Source organism: Streptomyces sp. Root1310, assembly GCF_001426425.1.
Lineage (GTDB): Bacteria > Actinomycetota > Actinomycetes > Streptomycetales > Streptomycetaceae > Streptomyces.
The window spans coordinates 1582462-1599653 of record NZ_LMEQ01000001.1 but is presented as its reverse complement, the minus strand read 5'-3'; the positions used below and the strand labels follow the sequence as shown (position 1 = coordinate 1599653).

13 protein-coding genes are annotated in these 17192 nt (G+C 71.7%); 6 read left to right on the top strand and 7 right to left on the bottom strand.

The window, feature by feature from the left end; genetic code table 11:
* Nucleotides 1-86: 86 nt before the first annotated feature.
* Nucleotides 87-776, bottom strand: coding sequence for an Rv3235 family protein (locus ASD48_RS06900; protein WP_057600481.1), 690 nt, complete (start codon nucleotides 774-776; stop codon nucleotides 87-89).
* A gap of 334 nt (nucleotides 777-1110) precedes the next feature.
* On the opposite strand from ASD48_RS06900, the gene ASD48_RS06895 reads away from it, so the two are divergent.
* Together ASD48_RS06895 and ASD48_RS06890 are read left to right on the top strand one after the other, a co-directional pair.
* Nucleotides 1111-1626, top strand: coding sequence for a hypothetical protein (locus ASD48_RS06895; protein WP_057600480.1), 516 nt, complete (start codon nucleotides 1111-1113; stop codon nucleotides 1624-1626).
* 280 nt (nucleotides 1627-1906) lie between these two features.
* On the top strand, nucleotides 1907-2578 hold the full coding sequence (locus ASD48_RS06890) for an HAD family hydrolase (protein WP_057600479.1): 672 nt from the start codon (nucleotides 1907-1909) through the stop codon (nucleotides 2576-2578).
* A gap of 160 nt (nucleotides 2579-2738) precedes the next feature.
* Here the strand turns inward: ASD48_RS06890 and ASD48_RS06885 are convergent, their stop codons facing one another.
* Nucleotides 2739-3305: a DJ-1/PfpI family protein gene (locus tag ASD48_RS06885; protein WP_057600478.1), complete on the bottom strand. Its 567-nt coding sequence runs from the start codon at nucleotides 3303-3305 to the stop codon at nucleotides 2739-2741.
* Nucleotides 3306-4399: 1094 nt separating this feature from the next.
* On the opposite strand from ASD48_RS06885, the gene ASD48_RS06880 reads away from it, so the two are divergent.
* A complete protein-coding gene (locus ASD48_RS06880; RefSeq protein WP_057600477.1) occupies nucleotides 4400-9361 on the top strand; it encodes an NAD-glutamate dehydrogenase in 4962 nt (1653 codons plus the stop codon).
* A gap of 158 nt (nucleotides 9362-9519) precedes the next feature.
* Here ASD48_RS06880 and ASD48_RS06875 read toward each other — a convergent pair whose 3' ends face one another.
* Both ASD48_RS06875 and ASD48_RS06870 read right to left on the bottom strand, forming a co-directional pair.
* Complete coding sequence (locus ASD48_RS06875) at nucleotides 9520-10353, bottom strand: ABC transporter ATP-binding protein (RefSeq protein WP_057600476.1); 834 nt, start codon at nucleotides 10351-10353, stop codon at nucleotides 9520-9522.
* The gene (locus ASD48_RS06870; protein WP_057600475.1) at nucleotides 10346-11263 is read right to left on the bottom strand and encodes an ABC transporter permease; all 918 of its coding nucleotides are present in this window, start codon (nucleotides 11261-11263) and stop codon (nucleotides 10346-10348) included. The genes ASD48_RS06875 and ASD48_RS06870 overlap by 8 nt, the downstream gene beginning before the upstream one ends.
* A gap of 173 nt (nucleotides 11264-11436) precedes the next feature.
* Here ASD48_RS06870 and ASD48_RS06865 point away from each other — a divergent pair, with 173 nt between their 5' ends.
* Both ASD48_RS06865 and ASD48_RS06860 read left to right on the top strand, forming a co-directional pair.
* Nucleotides 11437-12084 (top strand): TetR/AcrR family transcriptional regulator, encoded by a 648-nt coding sequence (locus tag ASD48_RS06865; RefSeq protein ID WP_057600474.1) that lies wholly within the window; start codon nucleotides 11437-11439, stop codon nucleotides 12082-12084.
* 34 nt (nucleotides 12085-12118) lie between these two features.
* Nucleotides 12119-12763 (top strand): response regulator transcription factor, encoded by a 645-nt coding sequence (locus tag ASD48_RS06860; protein ID WP_057600473.1) that lies wholly within the window; start codon nucleotides 12119-12121, stop codon nucleotides 12761-12763.
* A 347-nt stretch (nucleotides 12764-13110) separates the two neighbouring features.
* Here the strand turns inward: ASD48_RS06860 and galE are convergent, their stop codons facing one another.
* Both galE and ASD48_RS06850 read right to left on the bottom strand, forming a co-directional pair.
* Complete coding sequence (gene galE, locus ASD48_RS06855) at nucleotides 13111-14091, bottom strand: UDP-glucose 4-epimerase GalE (RefSeq protein WP_057600472.1); 981 nt, start codon at nucleotides 14089-14091, stop codon at nucleotides 13111-13113.
* 358 nt (nucleotides 14092-14449) lie between these two features.
* Nucleotides 14450-14947, bottom strand: coding sequence for a MarR family transcriptional regulator (locus tag ASD48_RS06850; RefSeq protein WP_057600471.1), 498 nt, complete (start codon nucleotides 14945-14947; stop codon nucleotides 14450-14452).
* 143 nt (nucleotides 14948-15090) lie between these two features.
* On the opposite strand from ASD48_RS06850, the gene ASD48_RS06845 reads away from it, so the two are divergent.
* Complete coding sequence (locus ASD48_RS06845) at nucleotides 15091-15504, top strand: organic hydroperoxide resistance protein (protein ID WP_057600470.1); 414 nt, start codon at nucleotides 15091-15093, stop codon at nucleotides 15502-15504.
* Between the two features lie 33 nt (nucleotides 15505-15537).
* Here the strand turns inward: ASD48_RS06845 and ASD48_RS06840 are convergent, their stop codons facing one another.
* Nucleotides 15538-17097 carry a hypothetical protein gene (locus ASD48_RS06840; RefSeq protein WP_057601047.1) on the bottom strand — a complete coding sequence of 520 codons (1560 nt, stop codon included), beginning with the start codon at nucleotides 17095-17097 and terminating at the stop codon, nucleotides 15538-15540.
* Nucleotides 17098-17192 lie beyond the last annotated feature (95 nt).

Below are 17192 nucleotides of genomic sequence, written 5' to 3'. Positions count from 1 at the left end.
GGCGCCGTGGGCTTCGTGGCGGCTTGAGGGCCGGGTCACCTTCGCGGGTGACCCGGCCTTTTGCTGTCCGGCGCTCCCGGGAGGGCTCAGTCGTCCTGGGGGCGGGGCCTGCGGGTGCCGTCGAGTTCCACCGCGGTGCAGCGCCAGCGGTGGTCGGTGCCGAGTTCCAGGCGGAAGGCCATGGCCCGTACGCGGTCGCCGGCACCGATGCGGGCGAAGGCCTCGATGGCGCCGGCGCGCGGGACGTAGTAGCCGATGTCCCGGACGAAGGGGCGGGCGCCCCGGGTGGTGCGCAGCGGGCCGCGTTCGGCGAGGTGGGCCAGGTCGTCGTAGGCGTGGCCGAGAGTGTGCCGAAGCATGAAGTGCACGGGGCGTTGGCCGGTCAGGACCGCGAGGAGGCGGTCGGCGAAGAGGTCGGTGGGGCGGGGCTGGGAGAGGGGGCGGCGGGCGGCCGGGGTGGGGATGACCGGGGCCGGGGTGGTCGGGGAGCCGCTGGGGGCCTCGGTGGCCGTGTCGGGGGTGGCTGCGCCGGAACCGGGTCGGGGGGTGGCGTGGCGGGTGAGGGACCGGGGGGTTGCCGGGCGGCCGTCGGTGGGGCGGGTGCGGGTGGGGGAGCTGCTGCCGGGGGGACCGGGTGGGCGGCCACCGCCGGGCGCCGTACGGGGGGCACCGCCGCTCGGGGTGCGGGGCGGGGCGCTCGCGGGGCGGCGCGTGTCGCGTCGGCCGGGTGGGCGGGTGCCGGGGTGGTGCTGCGTCCTCGTCATGACCTTGTTCATGGGTGTCCCCGTTCGGTGGGCTCGGCTCTACCGGTCGGTAACTTGCCGTTGCGGATCTTGTACGTGGTCGCGGTGTGTGACGGCAAGGAAGCGGAACGTCCTCGGTGGAGGGGCGGGAAGTTCACCTATCAGGGGTGGTGGGTGGTGGTGGAAGCCCGGTACCGCAAGGGCGGGCCGGGTGAGCGGCGTGGCTCGGGGTTGACGGTCGCGGGGGTGTGGACAGGGGCCCGAAAGGGGACGGCCGCACGTATCCTGAAGGCCCTCGGGGGACGCGGAACGGTCTGCGCCCCGGGGTTCCGAGTCCGAGCCTGCGACCACGAAAGAGCGGCCAGCCATGCGCGTCTACGTCCCCCTGACCCTCCCCGGTCTCGCCGAGGCGCACAAGACGGGTGAGCTGGGGTCCGGGCCGCTCGTCGCGTACGCCGTCACGCCCGCGTTGCGCGAGTGGTACGTCTCCGACGACATCGAGGAGCTGGAGTACGCGGCGCTCAGCAGGGCCGCGCTCGCCTCGTTGCGGTTGCTCGCGGCGGATCCGGGTGCCCCGCGGCGCCGGGTCGTGGTCGCCGTCGACGTACCCGACCGCGCGGCCGCCGCGGACCCCGACCGGGGGCTCGATCCGGCGGCGCTGGGCGAGGTCCGGGTGGCGGGTGCCGTGCCGCTGGCCAAGGCGGCCGCGGTGCATGTCGACGCCGGTGAGGCGGTGGCGGACGTGACCGCCGCGGCGGAGGCGGTGGCGGCGGCGGACGGCGGGGACGACGACGCGCAGTTCGTCGTCGACGGGGCCGAGGACCACGAGCTGTTGTGGTTCGCCAGGCAGGAGATTCCGACTCTGGTGGGGTCGGGGGACTGAGCTCGCCCGGTGCCGGCCGCCGGCCGCCGGTGCCGATCCTCGGGCGGGCCGACGCACCGACGTGCTGATGCCGCTGTGCTGATGCCGACGTGCTGATGCCGACGTGCTGACGTGCGGGCGCGCGTGCCGACCGGGAGCGGGCCGACGTGCGGGCGGGCTGATCTGCGGGCGGGCCGATCCGCCGTGCTGCTCTGAGTCGCCGGAGTGCCTGGTCCGGTGGGGCCGGGTGCCGTTTCGGCCGGTCACTTGATTGTCGGTGGTGGCGGGTACGTTTGCAGGTATGGGGAAGCAGGAAGCGGCGCACATCGTCTGGGACTGGAACGGGACGCTGTTCCACGACAACGACGCGATCATCGGGGCGACGAACGCGGCGTTCGTCGAGCTGGGGCTGGAGCCGATCACGCTGGAGCGCTACCGGGCGCTGTACTGCGTTCCGGTGCCGAAGTTCTACGAGCGGCTGATGGGCAGGCTGCCCACCGATGCCGAGTGGGAGGTCATGGACGACGTCTTCCACCGGTACTACGCCGAGCACCGGGTGCGGTGCGGGCTCACCGAGGGTGTGGTGGAGCTGCTCGCGGGGTGGCGGTCGGCGGGGCACAGCCAGTCCCTGCTGAGCATGTATGTGCACGATGAACTCGTGCCGCTGGTCCGGGGGTTCGGGATCGAGCCGCACTTCGTACGGGTCGACGGCCGGACCGGGCCCTCCGGCGGCAGCAAGGCCGAGCACATGGTGCGGCACCTCGAGGCGCTGACCGACGTGCAGGCGGCACGCACGGTGGTGATCGGGGATGCCGCCGATGACGCGGTGGCCGCGTTGCATGTGGGTGCGCGGGCGGTCCTGTACACCGGCGGGTCGCACAGCCGGGCCAGCCTTGAGGTGGTGGGGGTGCCCGTGGTGGACACGCTGGGGGAGGCGGTGGAGGTCGCGGGGCGGTTGGCCGCGGCTGCGTAGGGGCTTGTGGGCCGGTGGCTCGAGCGTCGGATCGGGTGCGGCGTCCTGGGGGCGCCGCACCCGATCGGGGCGGGGTGGCCGAGGGGCGGTCGACGGTCAATGGCCGAGGGGCGGCCGATGCCGATGGCCGAGGTCGGCCGTGTGGGTGGGGCGGGTCAGGTCACGTCACCGGTGCCTTGGCGCGGAGCACCTTCAGGAACTCGCGCATCCAGGCCGAGTGGTCCGGCCAGGCGCGGGCGGAGACCAGGGTGCCGTCGACCACGGCCTCGGCGTCCTGGAAGGTGGCGCCCGCGGACTGCATGTCGAGTTCCAGGGCCGGGTACGCCGTGACGCGTCGGCCGCGGAGGGCGTCGGCGGCCGCGGTGAGCAGGGGGCCGTGGCAGATCTGGGCCACGGGCTTGTCGGCGTCGAAGAACGACTTGAGGATCTTGCGGAGCTCGGGGTCGTTGCGGAGGTACTCGGGGGCCCGGCCGCCGGGGATGACGACGGCGGCGTACTGGCCGGGGTCGACCTCGGAGAAGGCGAGGTCGGCGGGCCAGGTGTAGCCGGGCTTCTCGGTGTAGGTGTCGAATCCGGGTTCGAAGTCGTGGACGACGAACTGGAGCTTCTTGCGGGCGGGGGCGGCGATGTGGACCTCGTAGCCTTCCTCGCGTAGGCGCTGGTAGGGGTAGAGGACTTCCAGGGATTCTGCTGCGTCGCCGGTGATAATGAGGATTTTCGCGGACATGGTGGGCGGCTCCTCTCGGGCGGGCGTTGCTCTGGGCAACGTGCCTCTTGGGGGTGGGCTTGCCAAGAGGGGGCGCTTTCAGCGTCCCGCGGGGTGGGGCCGGCGTCGACTTTTCTCGCCCCCGCCGCCCCTACCCGTCCCATCCCAGGGGCTTCGCCCCTGCCACCCCGGCGGGGACTGCGTCCCCTGCACCCCTCTGGGGGGTCCGCCCCGGCGTCCCGGCGGGGACTGCGTCCCCTGCACCCCCAGGGGCTTCGCCCCAGCCACCCCGGCCGGGATCGCGGTCCCTGCACCCGGGCTCCGCTCCGCCCGCGCACCCCGCCAAAGGCTCCGGCCCGCCGCCCATACCCGTCCCCCAGGGGTTCCGCCCCTGTCACCCCGGCGAGGACCGCGTCCCCTGCACCCCTCCGGGGGGTCCGCCCCTGCCACCCCGCCAGGGTCCGCGCCCCCTGCCCCGCCAGGGTCCGCGCCCCCCCCGCGTCCCGCCAGGGTCCGCGCCCCCTGCCCCGCCAGAGGCCCGGTCGGAGGTCCCGCGAGAGGCACCGCCAGGGGGGCCTGCCGAGGGGCCCGCCGAGGGCGCCTGCCGAGGGGTCCGCCGAGGGGGTCCGTCGAGGGGGTCCGCTTCGGTCTCCTTCCCATGGCGGACCCCGTTTCGCCTCTGTGCAGAACGGCAAAGTTCTGGGCCGTGTTTTGTACACATACGGCTCATGACGGGAGGCCCGGGAGGGGCGATAGCCTTGGTGGCGTGATCAGCGCGATAGCTTGCGGGGGCACTGTTGCCTCCGCCCTGCGCCCGGCGTGTGCGGACCATCTCCGCAGCCGGGCGGCGGACGCTGGTCGGCGCGGGCGGGACGGGGCCGAAAGGGCCCCCAGGACGCCGTGCACCCCCCGGATGCACCTGACGCGGAGAGCAGCGTCACACCCGGGAGTGGTGTCGAGAATGGCCGATAACCCCCCGCTCATCTCACCTTGCGGCATAGCGTCGGAACAGACCGGAGACCCCGGGCCGTGGCGTCGAGCCGCAGGGGAAGAGACCGTACTTCACGTACTTCCTTCTACGTCACGCAACGGCGCGCGACAGGAGCCAGAGGACAATGCAGACCAAGCTGGACGAAGCCAAGGCCGAGCTGCTCGAGAGGGCGGCGCGGGTCGCTGAGAACAGCCCGGTCGGGGGGCATCTACCGACTGGGACGACGGGCGAGGGTGGCGGTACTCCGGGGACCCCGGACCACGACTCCCTCCTCGCGTTCCTCCAGCGCTACTACCTGCACACCGCCCCGGAGGACCTGAGCGGCCGTGACCCGGTCGATGTCTTCGGGGCCGCGCTCTCGCACTACCGGCTGGCCGAGAACCGGCCGCAGGGGACGGCCAACGTACGGGTCCACACGCCGACCGTCGAGGGGAACGGGTGGACGTGCAGCCACTCGGTCGTCGAGGTCGTCACAGACGACATGCCCTTCCTCGTCGACTCCGTCACCAACGAGCTGACCCGGCAGGGGCGGGGGATCCACCTCGTCATCCACCCGCAGGTCGTCGTGCGGCGTGATGTGGCCGGCAAGCTCATCGAGGTGCTCAGCTCCCCGCCCGCCGCGGGGGACCTGCCGCACGACGGGCATGTCGAGTCGTGGATCCACGTCGAGATCGACCGTGAGACCGACCGGGCCGACCTGAAGCAGATCACCGCCGACCTGGTGCGCGTCCTGTCCGACGTCCGGGAGTCCGTCGAGGACTGGGAGAAGATGCGGGACACCGCGCTGCGGGTCGCCGATCACCTCCAGGAGGAGCCCGTCCCCGGTGATCTGGCCCGGCCCGAGGTCGACGAGGCCCGTGAGCTGCTGCGCTGGCTGGCCGCCGACCACTTCACGTTCCTCGGCTACCGGGAGTACCAGCTGCGCGGGGACGACTCCCTCACGGCCGTGCCCGGCACCGGGCTCGGCATTCTGCGCTCCGATCCCCAGCACGCCGACCCCGACAGCCACCACAGCCACCCCGTCAGCCCCTCCTTCGAGCGGCTGCCCGCCGACGCCCGCGCCAAGGCGCGTGAGCACAAGCTGCTGGTGCTGACCAAGGCGAACAGCAGGGCCACCGTGCACCGGCCGTCCTACCTGGACTACGTCGGTGTGAAGAAGTTCGACAAGGACGGGAACGTCGTCGGGGAGCGGCGGTTCCTCGGGCTGTTCTCCTCCGCGGCCTACACCGAGTCCGTGGTGCGGGTGCCGGTCGTGCGGCGCAAGGTCGAGGCCGTGCTGAAGGGCGCCGGGTTCTCGCCCAACAGCCACGACGGGCGCGACCTGCTCCAGATCATGGAGACCTACCCGCGCGACGAGCTCTTCCAGACGCCGGTGGACGAACTGCGGTCCATCGTCACGTCCGTGCTCTATCTCCAGGAGCGGCGCCGGCTGCGGCTGTACCTGCGGCAGGACGAGTACGGGCGCTACTACTCGGCGATCGTCTACCTGCCCCGCGACCGGTACACCACGGGCGTGCGGCTGCGGATCATCGACATCCTCAAGGAGGAGCTGGGCGGGACGAACGTCGACTTCACCGCCTGGAACACCGAGTCGATCCTGTCCCGGCTGCACTTCGTCGTGCGGGTCCCGCAGGGCACCGAGCTGCCGGAGCTGTCCGACGCCGACAAGGAGCGCATCGAGGCGCGGCTCGTCGAGGCGGCGCGTTCCTGGGCCGACGCGTTCCAGGAGGCGCTCAACGCCGAACTCGGCGAGGAGCGGGCCGCGGAGCTGCTGCGGCGCTACAACAACGCCTTCGCCGAGGGCTACAAGGCCGACCACAGCCCGCGTTCCGCCGTCGCCGACCTGTGCCATCTGGAGCGGCTCACCGAGGAGCACAACTTCTCGCTCAGCCTGTACGAGCCGGTGGGCGCCGCGCCCGACGAGCGCCGCTTCAAGATCTACCGCAAGGGTGACGCGATCTCCCTGTCGGCCGTGCTGCCGGTTCTGAACCGGCTCGGCGTCGAGGTGATCGACGAGCGGCCGTACGAACTGCGCTGCGCCGACCGCAGCAACGCCTGGATCTACGACTTCGGTCTGCGTATCCCCAAGTCGCTGGCGGGCCCCGGTGGGGACTTCCTCGGTGACGACGGGCGTGAGCGGTTCCAGGAGGCGTTCTCGGCGACCTGGACCGGCAAGGCGGAGAACGACGGGTTCAACGCGCTGGTGCTGGGTGCCGGGCTGCACTGGCGGCAGGCGATGGTGCTGCGTGCGTACGCCAAGTACCTGCGTCAGGCCGGTTCCACGTTCAGCCAGGACTACATGGAGGACACCCTCCGGACCAATGTCCACACCACCCGGCTGCTCGTGTCGCTGTTCGAGGCGCGGATGTCGCCGGACCGGCAGCGTGCCGGGCACGAGATCGTCGACGCGCTGCTCGAGGAGCTGGACGCCGCCCTCGACGAGGTGGCCTCGCTCGACGAGGACCGGATCCTGCGGTCCTTCCTCACGGTCATCAAGGCGACCCTGCGGACGAACTTCTTCCAGGAGCGCGCGGGCGGCGAGCCGCACGACTACGTGTCCATGAAGTTCGACCCGCAGGCCATCCCGGACCTGCCGGCGCCCCGTCCGGCGTTCGAGATCTGGGTGTACTCGCCCCAGGTGGAGGGCGTGCACCTGCGGTTCGGGAAGGTCGCGCGCGGTGGTCTGCGCTGGTCCGACCGGCGTGAGGACTTCCGTACCGAGGTGCTCGGCCTGGTGAAGGCGCAGATGGTGAAGAACACCGTCATCGTGCCGGTCGGCGCCAAGGGCGGCTTCGTCGCCAAGCAGCTGCCCGACCCGGGCGTGGACCGTGACGCGTGGCTGGCCGAGGGAATCGCCAGCTACAAGACGTTCATCTCGGCGCTGCTCGACATCACCGACAACCTGGTCGGCGGGGAGGTCGTGCCGCCGGCCGACGTCGTGCGGCACGACGAGGACGACACCTACCTGGTGGTGGCCGCCGACAAGGGCACGGCGACGTTCTCCGACATCGCCAACCAGGTCGCGGAGTCGTACAACTTCTGGCTCGGTGACGCCTTCGCCTCCGGCGGCTCGGCCGGCTACGACCACAAGGGCATGGGCATCACCGCGCGCGGTGCCTGGGAGTCCGTGAAGCGGCACTTCCGGGAGCTGGGCGTGGACACCCAGGCCGAGGACTTCACGGTCGTCGGCGTCGGTGACATGTCCGGTGACGTGTTCGGCAACGGCATGCTGCTCAGCGAGCACATCCGGCTGATCGCCGCCTTCGACCACCGGCACATCTTCATCGACCCGAATCCGGACGCGGCGACCTCGTACGCCGAGCGCCGCCGGCTGTTCGAGCTGCCCCGCTCCAGCTGGGCCGACTACAACGGCGACCTGATCTCCGCGGGCGGCGGCGTCTTCCCGCGGACGGCGAAGGCGATCCCGGTCAACGCGCACATCCGCGAGGCGCTGGGCATCGAGGGGGCCGTCACCAAGCTGACCCCGGCCGACCTGATGAAGGCGATCCTGCGGGCGCAGGTGGACCTGCTGTGGAACGGCGGCATCGGCACGTACGTGAAGTCCGGTGCGGAGTCGAACGCCGACGTCGGCGACAAGGCCAACGACCCGATCCGGGTGGACGGCGCCGACCTGCGGGTCAGGGTCGTCGGCGAGGGCGGCAACCTGGGGCTGACCCAGCTCGGCCGGATCGAGTTCGCGCTGCACGGCGGCAAGATCAACACGGATGCCATCGACAACAGCGCGGGCGTGGACACCTCCGACCACGAGGTGAACATCAAGATCCTGCTCAACGGTCTGGTCGGCGAGGGCGACATGACCGTCAAGCAGCGCAACAAGGTGCTCGCGGAGATGACCGACGAGGTCGGCGCTCTCGTGCTGCGCAACAACTACGCGCAGAACACGGCGATCGCCAACGCGCTCGCCCAGTCCAAGGACATGCTCCACGCCCAGCAGCGCTTCATGCGCCACCTGGTCAGGGAGAAGCACCTGGACCGGGCCCTGGAGTTCCTGCCCACCGACCGGCAGATCCGTGAGCGTCTGGGCGCCGGTCAGGGGCTGACCAGCCCGGAGACGGCCGTCCTGATGGCCTACACGAAGATCACGGTGTCGGACGAGCTGCTGCACACCTCGCTGCCAGACGACCCGTACCTGCGCGGCCTACTGCACGCGTACTTCCCGACGGCGTTGCGCGAGCGGTTCCCCGAGGGCATCGACAGCCACCCGCTGCGCCGCGAGATCACCACGACCGTCCTGGTCAACGACACGGTCAACACGGGCGGTACGACGTATCTGCACCGGCTGCGGGAGGAGACCGGCGCCTCGCTCGAGGAGATCGTGCGGGCCCAGACCGCGGCCCGGGCGATCTTCCGCTCGGCACCGGTGTGGGACGCGGTGGAGCAGCTCGACAACAAGGTCGAGGCCGACGTCCAGACCCGTATCCGTCTGCACTCGCGGCGGCTCGTCGAGCGCGGTACGCGCTGGCTGCTGAACAACCGGCCGCAGCCGCTCCAGCTCGCCGAGACCGTCGAGTTCTTCGCCGAACGCGTGGAGCAGGTGTGGTCGCAGCTGACGAAGCTGCTGCGGGGCGCGGATCTGGAGTGGTGGCAGCGGATCCACGACGAGCTGGCCGACGCCGGTGTCCCGGACGAGCTGGCCACCCGGGTGGCCGGGTTCTCGTCGGCCTTCCCGGCGCTGGACATCGTCTCGGTTGCCGACCGCATGGGGCGGGATCCGCTGGATGTCGCCGAGGTCTACTACGACCTCGCCGACCGTCTGCACATCGCCCAGCTCATGGACCGCATCATCGAGCTGCCGCGGGCCGACCGCTGGCAGTCCATGGCCCGCGCCTCCATCCGTGAGGACCTGTACGCGGCCCACGCGGCGCTGACGGCGGACGTGCTGGCCGTCGGCAACGGCACCTCGACGCCGGAGCAGCGCTTCAAGGCGTGGGAGGAGAAGAACGCGGCGATCCTGGGCCGGGCGCGCACCACGCTGGAGGAGATCCAGAGTTCGGAGACGTTCGACCTCGCCAACCTGTCGGTGGCCATGCGCACGATGCGTACGCTGCTGCGGACGCACACGTAGGCGGTAGGCGACAGCCGGTGCCCGGTAGCCGGTAGCCGCCGGTAGGCCGCAGCCCGCCGGCTGTAGCCCGCAATCCGCAGCCCGCAGGACGAGGAAAGGGCGCCCCCCGATCGACCGGGGGGCGCCCTTTGCCGTGCCCTCGGGCGCGGCCGCTGCGCTCAGCGCTTCTTCTTCGCCTTGCCGTCCCCGGTGAAGGCCTCGTACTCCTTCAGGACCTCCTCGGCGGGTCCGTCCATGCGCAGTTCGCCGCGCTCCAGCCACAGGGCGCGTTCGCAGGTCTCGAGGATCGAGCTGTTGCTGTGGCTGACGAGGAAGACCGTGCCCGCGTGTTCGCGCATCTGACGGATGCGTTCGGCGGAGCGGTTGCGGAACTTGGCGTCGCCGGTGGCCAGGGCCTCGTCGATGAGCAGGACGTCGTGATCCTTGGCGGCGGCGATGGAGAAGCGCAGCCGGGAGCCCATGCCGGAGGAGTAGGTGCGCATGGGCAGGGAGATGAAGTCGCCCTTCTCGTTGATGCCGGAGAAGTCGACGATCTCCTGGTAACGCTCCTTGATCTGTTCCCGGGTCATGCCCATCGCCAGGCCGCCGAGGTAGACGTTGCGCTCGCCGGTCAGGTCGCTCATCAGGGCCGCGTTGACGCCGAGGAGGGAGGGCTGGCCGTCGGTGTAGATCCTGCCGCGCTCCACCGGGAGCAGACCGGCGATCGCCTTGAGGAGCGTCGACTTGCCGGAGCCGTTGGTCCCGATCAGGCCGATCGCCTCGCCCTTGTACGCGACGAAGGAGACGTTCTTCACCGCGTGCACGGTGCGCACGCCGGACACCTTGTCGGCCTGCTTGCGGCGCACGATGCGGTTGAGGGCGGCGGTCGCGCTGCCCCGGCCGCCGACCGTGCCGTTGACCCGGTAGACGATGTCGACGCTGTCGGCGATGACGGTGGGGGCCCGTTCGTCGGTGATGTCGACGGGCGTTGTGCGGGGTGCGTTGTCAGCCACGGCCGTACGTCTCCTCAGCCTTCCAGAAGTAGATGAAGCCGCCGACACCGGAGAGCAGCGCCCAGCCCGCCGCGACCAGCCACACGTGCGGCGGCAGCTGACCGGCGTGGAAGCTGTCGATCAGCGCGAAGCGCATCAGGTCGATGTAGACGGCGGCGGGGTTGGCCCGCAGCAGGTCGGCGACCCAGGTCGGCAGGCCGGCGTGCTTGTCGAGCAGGTTGTCGATGCTCCACATCACGCCGGAGATGTACATCCAGGTGCGCAGGATGAACGGCATCAGCTGGGCGATGTCCGGGGTGTTGGCGCCCAGCCGGGCCAGGACCATCGAGATACCCGCGTTGAAGACGAACTGCAGGGTCAGGGCCGGGATCACGAGGAGCCACGAGAGGGCCGGCGGCACGCCGACGGCGAGCAGGATGAACGCCAGGGCGGCCATCGAGAACAGCAGCTGCTGCAACTGCTGGAGACAGAACGAGATCGGCAGCGCGGCCCGCGGGAAGTGCAGGGCCCGGACCAGGCCGATGTTGCCCGAGATGGCCCGGGTGCCCGCCATGATCGAGGTCTGGGTGAACGTCCACACGAACACGCCCGTGACCAGGAAGGGAATGAAGTCCGCCACACCCTTCTTGGTGTCGAGGAGGACACCGAAGATGAAGTAGTAGACGGCCGCGTTCAGCAGCGGGGTCATCACCTGCCAGACCTGGCCCAGCTTTGCCTGGGCGTACGTCGCGGTGAGCTTGGCGGTGGCGAACGCGGTGATGAAGTGGCGGCGCGCCCAGAGCTGGCGGATGTACTCGGGCAGGGACGGGCGGGCGCCGCTGACCGTGAGGCCGTGACGGGCGGCCAGAGCCGCGAGGTCGCCGTGGGGGGCGGCCTGTGTCTGGGGCGGTGTGTGGAGGACCTGACTCACATCCGCTGCTTTCGCTCGGGGGGAAGGGGTGCGGGCGGCGGCGTTTCCGTGGCCGCTCGACGTTTCCTTACGCTTTTCTTTACGTTCTCTTACGTCGGAACGGGACCGTATCGTCGCAACGTGAGAGTAGGCCGTTTCGTCGTCGGAACGCAACCGTTTCGTCGTAACGCCCTATGCTGGTCCGTATGACGACGAACGCGACGAACGCCGATGGACCCCAGGTGCGCCCGCGCCGCCGGGCCCCCGCGGGCGCGGCCGTGCTCCGCGAGGATGTGACGGAGGCCATCCGGGCCGCCGTGTTCGAGGAGCTCGCGACCGTCGGCTACGCGCGGATGTCCATCGAGGGGATCGCCCGCCGGGCCGGGGTGGGCAAGACCGCGGTCTACCGGCGCTGGCGCTCCAAGCTGCACCTGGTCCTCGACATCGTCTCGGTGATCGCCGTGCAGGGCCTGTCGGCCCCGGAGACGGGCAGTCTGGAGGGCGATCTGCGGATGCTCTACGAGGTGAGTTCCCGGGCCCTGCGGCATCCGGTGGCCTCGCAGATCATCCCCGACCTCCAGGCCGAGGCGGCCCGCAACCCGGAGATCGCCGAGGCCCTGCAGAAGGCGCTGAAGCAGGGGCAGGAGGAGGTCGCCCTGAAGATCGTGGCGGCGGCGGAGCAGCGCGGCGAGGTCCGCGCGGGGCTGAACGAGGAGCTGGCGCTCGATCTGATCTCGGGTCCGCTTTACTGGCGTTCGGTGGTGATCCGCACCCCGAAGCTGCCCAAGGGCTACCTGGGCGCGCTGGCTCGTGCGACCACCGAGGCGATCAAGGCGCTGTAAGTGGCGCGGATGCCGTGACCGGAGCCGAGGTGGCATGAGAATCGTGATGGCCGAGGACAACGCCCTGCTCAGGGAGGGTTTGGTCCTGCTGCTGACATCGGCCGGGCACGAGGTCGTGGCCGTCGTCGGCTCCGGCCCCGAGGTTCTGCCGGCGCTCCTGCGGCACCGGCCGGACGTGGCGGTGCTCGACGTACGGATGCCGCCCGGGTTCCGCGACGAGGGGCTGCGGGCCGCGCTGGAGGCCCGCGAGAGGATTCCCGGCCTGCCGGTGCTGGTGCTCTCCCAGTACGTCGAGGAGTCCTACGCCGCCGAACTGCTGGGCGGAGGCGCGAGCGGGGTCGGCTATCTGCTGAAGGACCGGGTGGGCAGGGTGGACGAGTTCCTCGACGCCCTGGAGCGGGTCGCCGCCGGCGGTACGGCCCTCGACCCCGAGGTCGTCACGGAGCTGCTGTCCCGCCGCCGCGACTCTCCGCTGGACTCGCTCACCCCGCGCGAGCGCGAGGTGCTGAAGCTCATGGCCGAGGGTCGCGACAACACCACCATCGCCGACACCCTCGTCATCACCGAGCGGTCCGTCAGCAAACACATCGGCAACGTGTTCCTGAAACTGAGCCTCCCCCCGAGCGACAGCGGACACCGGCGGGTGCTGGCCGTACTGGCCTACCTGAACAACGCCTGACCCGGCCCACCTGCACCACCGGCCCCCCCCGCACCACCGCGCACCGCCACCACCCGCGCACCGCCACCACCCGCGCACCGACACCACCCGGCCCACCGGCGCCACCCGYGCACCGCCACCACCCGGCCCACCGGCGCCACCCGTGCACCGCCACCACCCGGCCCACCGGCGCCACCCGTGCACCGCCACCACCCGGCCCACCGGCGCCACCCGTGCACCGACACACCGACACCACCCGGCCCACCGGGCTCACCGGCACCCCTCCGGGGCTCACCCGTCCCCCGGGGCTCACCCGTCCCCCGGGACTCACCCGTCCCTCGGGGACTCACCGGTCCTCCCCGTCGTCGCTACTTCCGGGCCGCCTCCGGGTGGAGTCCGACCCACCCCTCCCAGGCCGAGACGATCATGTCGTGGACGTCGTGTCCGGCCTTCCAGCCCAGTTCCGCGGCGGCGCGGCCGGCGGAGGCGACCACGCGTGCCGGGTCACCGGGGCGGCGCGGGGTGACGGTGGCCGGCCGGTCGTACCCGGTGACGGCGTTGATGTGGTCGATCATCTCTCGTACCGAGACGCCCTCGCCGCGCCCGATGTTGAGGGTCAGCCGGCGGCCGGGGCCGGCCCGGAGCGCGTGGGCCGCGGCGACATGGGCCTCCGCCAGGTCGACCACGTGGATGTAGTCCCGGACGCAGGTGCCGTCGGGGGTCGGGTAGTCGTCGCCGAAGATGTGCGGGGAGGCGTTCTCGGTCAGCCTCTCGAACACCATGGGGACGAGGTTGTACACGCCGATGTCCGCGAGGTCGGCGCGTGCCGCCCCGGCCACGTTGAAGTAGCGCAGTGAGGCTGTGGACAGGCCCGTGGCCCGCCCCGTCGCCCGCACCAGCCACTCCCCGGCCAGCTTCGTCTCGCCGTACGGAGAGATCGGGGCGCACGGAGTGTCCTCCGTGACCAGGTCCACGTCCGGCATGCCGTACACGGCGGCGGAGGAGGAGAACACGAAGGACGACACCCCGGCGGCGGTCACCGCCTCCAGGAGGACTCGCAGGCCCTCCACGTTCTCCCGGTAGTACAGCAGGGGCTGCTCGACCGACTCGCCGATCTGCTTCTTCGCCGCGAGGTGGATGACGCCGGTGACCGAGTGCTCGGCGAGGGTGTCCGCGATCCGCTGTCCGTCGAGCGTCGAACCCACCACCAGAGGCACTCCGTCCGGCAGGCGCTCGGCGATCCCCGTGGACAGATTGTCGTAGGCCACGACGCGCTCGCCCGCTTCGGTCATCGCCTGTACGACGTGCGCCCCGATGTATCCGGCGCCGCCCGTGATCAACCAGGTCATCCGCGGCCTCCCCCTCGTGAGTCCCGTCCGTGACGGTGCGTGATGGCATGAATGGCTGCCCTGTCGTCTCAAAGTGAAGCAGGTGTTCGGCTCGGGCGCTGAGGCTGTGGACGGCGACGGCGACGGGGACGGGGCGAGGGGTGCCGGAGCGCCGCAGGTGGGCGTAGGACAGGGCGGCGGCCCGGGCGCCGGGTGGTGCGGCGTGAGGTCAGGCGGACGGCCGCCGGGCCCGGCAGCCGGCGTTTCGCCACGCGCGGATCGCAAGTCGGTCGAAAAGCCGCCGAACGCTCATCGGTGCCGAATCGCTCGCCGATGACGCGAACGGTCCGTCACCGGTGTCGCGCGTGCGGGTCGGCCGTCATCCGAGCTCCGACTCCGCCTCCAGGGCCGCCGCGTCGAGGGCCGAGGTGAGCTGGTCGAGGTGCTCGCGCAGGTCCCGGATCTCGTCCAGGTCGAACCCGGTCGCCGAAACGATCCGGCGAGGCACCAGCAGCGCCCGCTCGCGCAGGGCCGTGCCCTCCTCGGTGAGCCGGATCTCCACCGAGCGCTCGTCGCGGGAACTGCGCTCCCTGCGTACCAGCCCGGCCGACTCCAGCCGCTTGAGCAGCGGGGAGAGGGTGCCGGAGTCGAGGCGGAGATGTTCGCCGAGCTTCTTGACCGGCAGTTCGCCGTGCTCCCACAGGACGAGCAGCACCAGGTACTGGGGGTACGTCAGCCCGAGTTCCTTGAGGATCACGCGGTAGACGCCGTTGAAGGCGCGCGAGGCGGCGTGCAGGGAGAAGCAGATCTGGCTGTCCAGGCGGAGCCAGTTCTCCTCGGCGTTCTCCTGTGCTGCGGGTGTGGGCGGCGGGGTCATGTCCTCCAGGGTAGCTCCAGTGAGCCATTTAGTTGTGCACAACTGAATTGTGTGCTCTACTTATCTCCGTGAGGCGGTCCGGACGCGAACGGCGCGAGGGCCGGCCACCCCCCGACACGACTTCCGAGAGGGATGGTTCATCCATGGACGCGCTCTACACCGCAGTCGCCACCGCCACCCACGGCCGCGACGGTCGCGCCGTCTCCTCCGACGGCAGGATCGACCTCCAGCTGGCCCCTCCGGTGGAGCTGGGCGGCAACGGTCAGGGCACCAACCCCGAGCAGCTCTTCGCCGCCGGTTACGCGGCCTGCTTCGGCAGCGCCCTCGGTCTCGTCGGACGCCAGGCCAAGGTCGACGTCACCGACGCCGCCGTGACCGCCGAGGTCGGCATAGGCAAGCAGGGCGAGGGCTTCGGGCTCAAGGTGACGCTGCGCGTCGAGCTGCCCGCAGGCCTGGACGAGGCGACCGGCCGCAAGCTCGTCGAGACCGCCCACCAGGTCTGCCCCTACTCCAACGCCACCCGCGGCAACATCGAGGTCGACATCGTCATCGAGTAGCCGACGGGTGGTCGCCGACCGCTTCCGGGCGGTTCAGCGGCTCCCGACCCGCGCCAGCACCTCCCCCGTCCGCCGGCTCCACGCCACCACCACGGCCTCCTCGGGCACCGGGTGCCAGCGTGTCAGCAGCAGCCAGCGGATGCGGTAGCGATGGGCGATCCCCATCCGCTCGGCGCGGGTCGACCCGAGGGAGAGGTAGGTGCGGACATCGTCGAGCCGCCGTAGCCGCTCCCGTTCGTCCAGGGCCGCGTCCGGCCAGGCCGGCGCGGCCAGGTTCGGCCCGTACCCGGCGATCGTGTGGACCGCGTAGTACCCGTCGGTGACCACCACCTCGCCGGGCCCGATGTGCCGCGCGGCCCAGTCGTACGCGGGCCAGCGCGGCGGCGGTTCGAAGCCGACCGGGTCCAGCGCGCGCGGTACGACCGCCCCCGCCTGCACCGTGAGGAAACCGAGGCAGGCCGCGCCCGTCGCGACCGCGCCCAGCACCCGCCGCCCCACCCGCCAGGGCCGGGGCACCGCCAGCTCCACGGCCAGGGCGAACTGCAGCGGCACCAGGGTGAGCCCGAGGATCCGCCCGCAGGTGTAGTGGCCGCTGACGAAGCCGTACACCACCACCAGGCACTCCAGGGCGAACATCAGCACCAGCGGGTCGCGCGCCGAGCGGCGGCCCCGCGCCCACAGCGCCGGCACCCCCGGCAGCGCCAGCCAGAAGTGGCCCGGCAGATCGTCGTACAGCCGCCGGTGCATCGCGTCCACGCTGCCGTCCCCGGCCAGCTCGAACACGTCGAAGTACGGCCAGACCGCGGCCACCAGCAGCGCCACGGCCCCCGCCACCGCCCACCGGGCGGCCACCGCGGCCCGCCACCCCCGCTGCCACCCCACGAGGAAGGCCGCACCCCCGCACACCGCCGCGACCGCCGTGATCGGATGCACCAGCAGGATCACCCCGTACAGCACGCCCAGGGCCACGTACCCCGTGTAGCCGCGCAGCCCGCCCGGACCCACATAACGCACCCGGCGCGCGTCACGCGCGCGCGTGCCCGCCAGGGCCCACGCCCAGAAGGTGAGCCCGATGGCGAAGGTGGACGGGTAGCCGAGGTTGCCGGTCATCGACATCAGGCCCAGGTAGCCGCTCCACCAGGCCCGCTCGGTGCCCCACAGCAGCGTCATCGCCGCCAGCGCGAGCACCGGCGCCCACGGCCTCGGCGTCAGCACGCGCGTGAACCGGCCGATGCCGGTCAGCAGCACCAGCAGGTTCACCGGGCCGGCGACCCGCAGCACCGCCCAGCCCGTCAGCCCGCTCACCCGGGCGAACGCACCCTCCGCCACCGCGTACGGCGAGTAGTAGGGGCTGCCCGCGCCCGGCAGGTCGCCCATCGGGTGCCGCGGGTCCAGGAGACGGTCCTTCAGGCGTTCGACGACCGCCGCGTGCTGGCCGGCGTCGCAGCACTGCGGCACCCGCCAGTACGCCAGCGACATCAGCAGCCAGAACAGGAAGCCGAGGGACTGGTACGGGGACGGCCGCCACCCCCGACCGCCGCGCAGGGCCGTCGCACCGAGCGTGGGCCGCCGCGTCTGGACACCGGAGCTCAACGGACGGCACCGGACCGCGGCGCACCGGACCGGGCCGCGCCGCATCCGGCCGCACCGGACCGGGCCGCGCCGGACCGGGCCGCGCGGGGAAGGAA

What these genes read in the sequence shown, in the direction of transcription:
- ASD48_RS06845 (WP_057600470.1), top strand. Translation starts at nt 15,091, where the DNA reads ATGGACGCGCTCTACACCGCAGTCGCCACCGCCACCCACGGCCGCGAC.
- ASD48_RS06885 (WP_057600478.1), bottom strand. Translation starts at nt 3,305, where the DNA reads ATGTCCGCGAAAATCCTCATTATCACCGGCGACGCAGCAGAATCCCTG.
- ASD48_RS06900 (WP_057600481.1), bottom strand. Translation starts at nt 776, where the DNA reads ATGAACAAGGTCATGACGAGGACGCAGCACCACCCCGGCACCCGCCCA.
- ASD48_RS06895 (WP_057600480.1), top strand. Translation starts at nt 1,111, where the DNA reads ATGCGCGTCTACGTCCCCCTGACCCTCCCCGGTCTCGCCGAGGCGCAC.
- ASD48_RS06880 (WP_057600477.1), top strand. Translation starts at nt 4,400, where the DNA reads ATGCAGACCAAGCTGGACGAAGCCAAGGCCGAGCTGCTCGAGAGGGCG.
- ASD48_RS06850 (WP_057600471.1), bottom strand. Translation starts at nt 14,947, where the DNA reads ATGACCCCGCCGCCCACACCCGCAGCACAGGAGAACGCCGAGGAGAAC.
- galE (WP_057600472.1), bottom strand. Translation starts at nt 14,091, where the DNA reads ATGACCTGGTTGATCACGGGCGGCGCCGGATACATCGGGGCGCACGTC.
- ASD48_RS06865 (WP_057600474.1), top strand. Translation starts at nt 11,437, where the DNA reads ATGCTGGTCCGTATGACGACGAACGCGACGAACGCCGATGGACCCCAG.
- ASD48_RS06890 (WP_057600479.1), top strand. Translation starts at nt 1,907, where the DNA reads ATGGGGAAGCAGGAAGCGGCGCACATCGTCTGGGACTGGAACGGGACG.
- ASD48_RS06860 (WP_057600473.1), top strand. Translation starts at nt 12,119, where the DNA reads ATGAGAATCGTGATGGCCGAGGACAACGCCCTGCTCAGGGAGGGTTTG.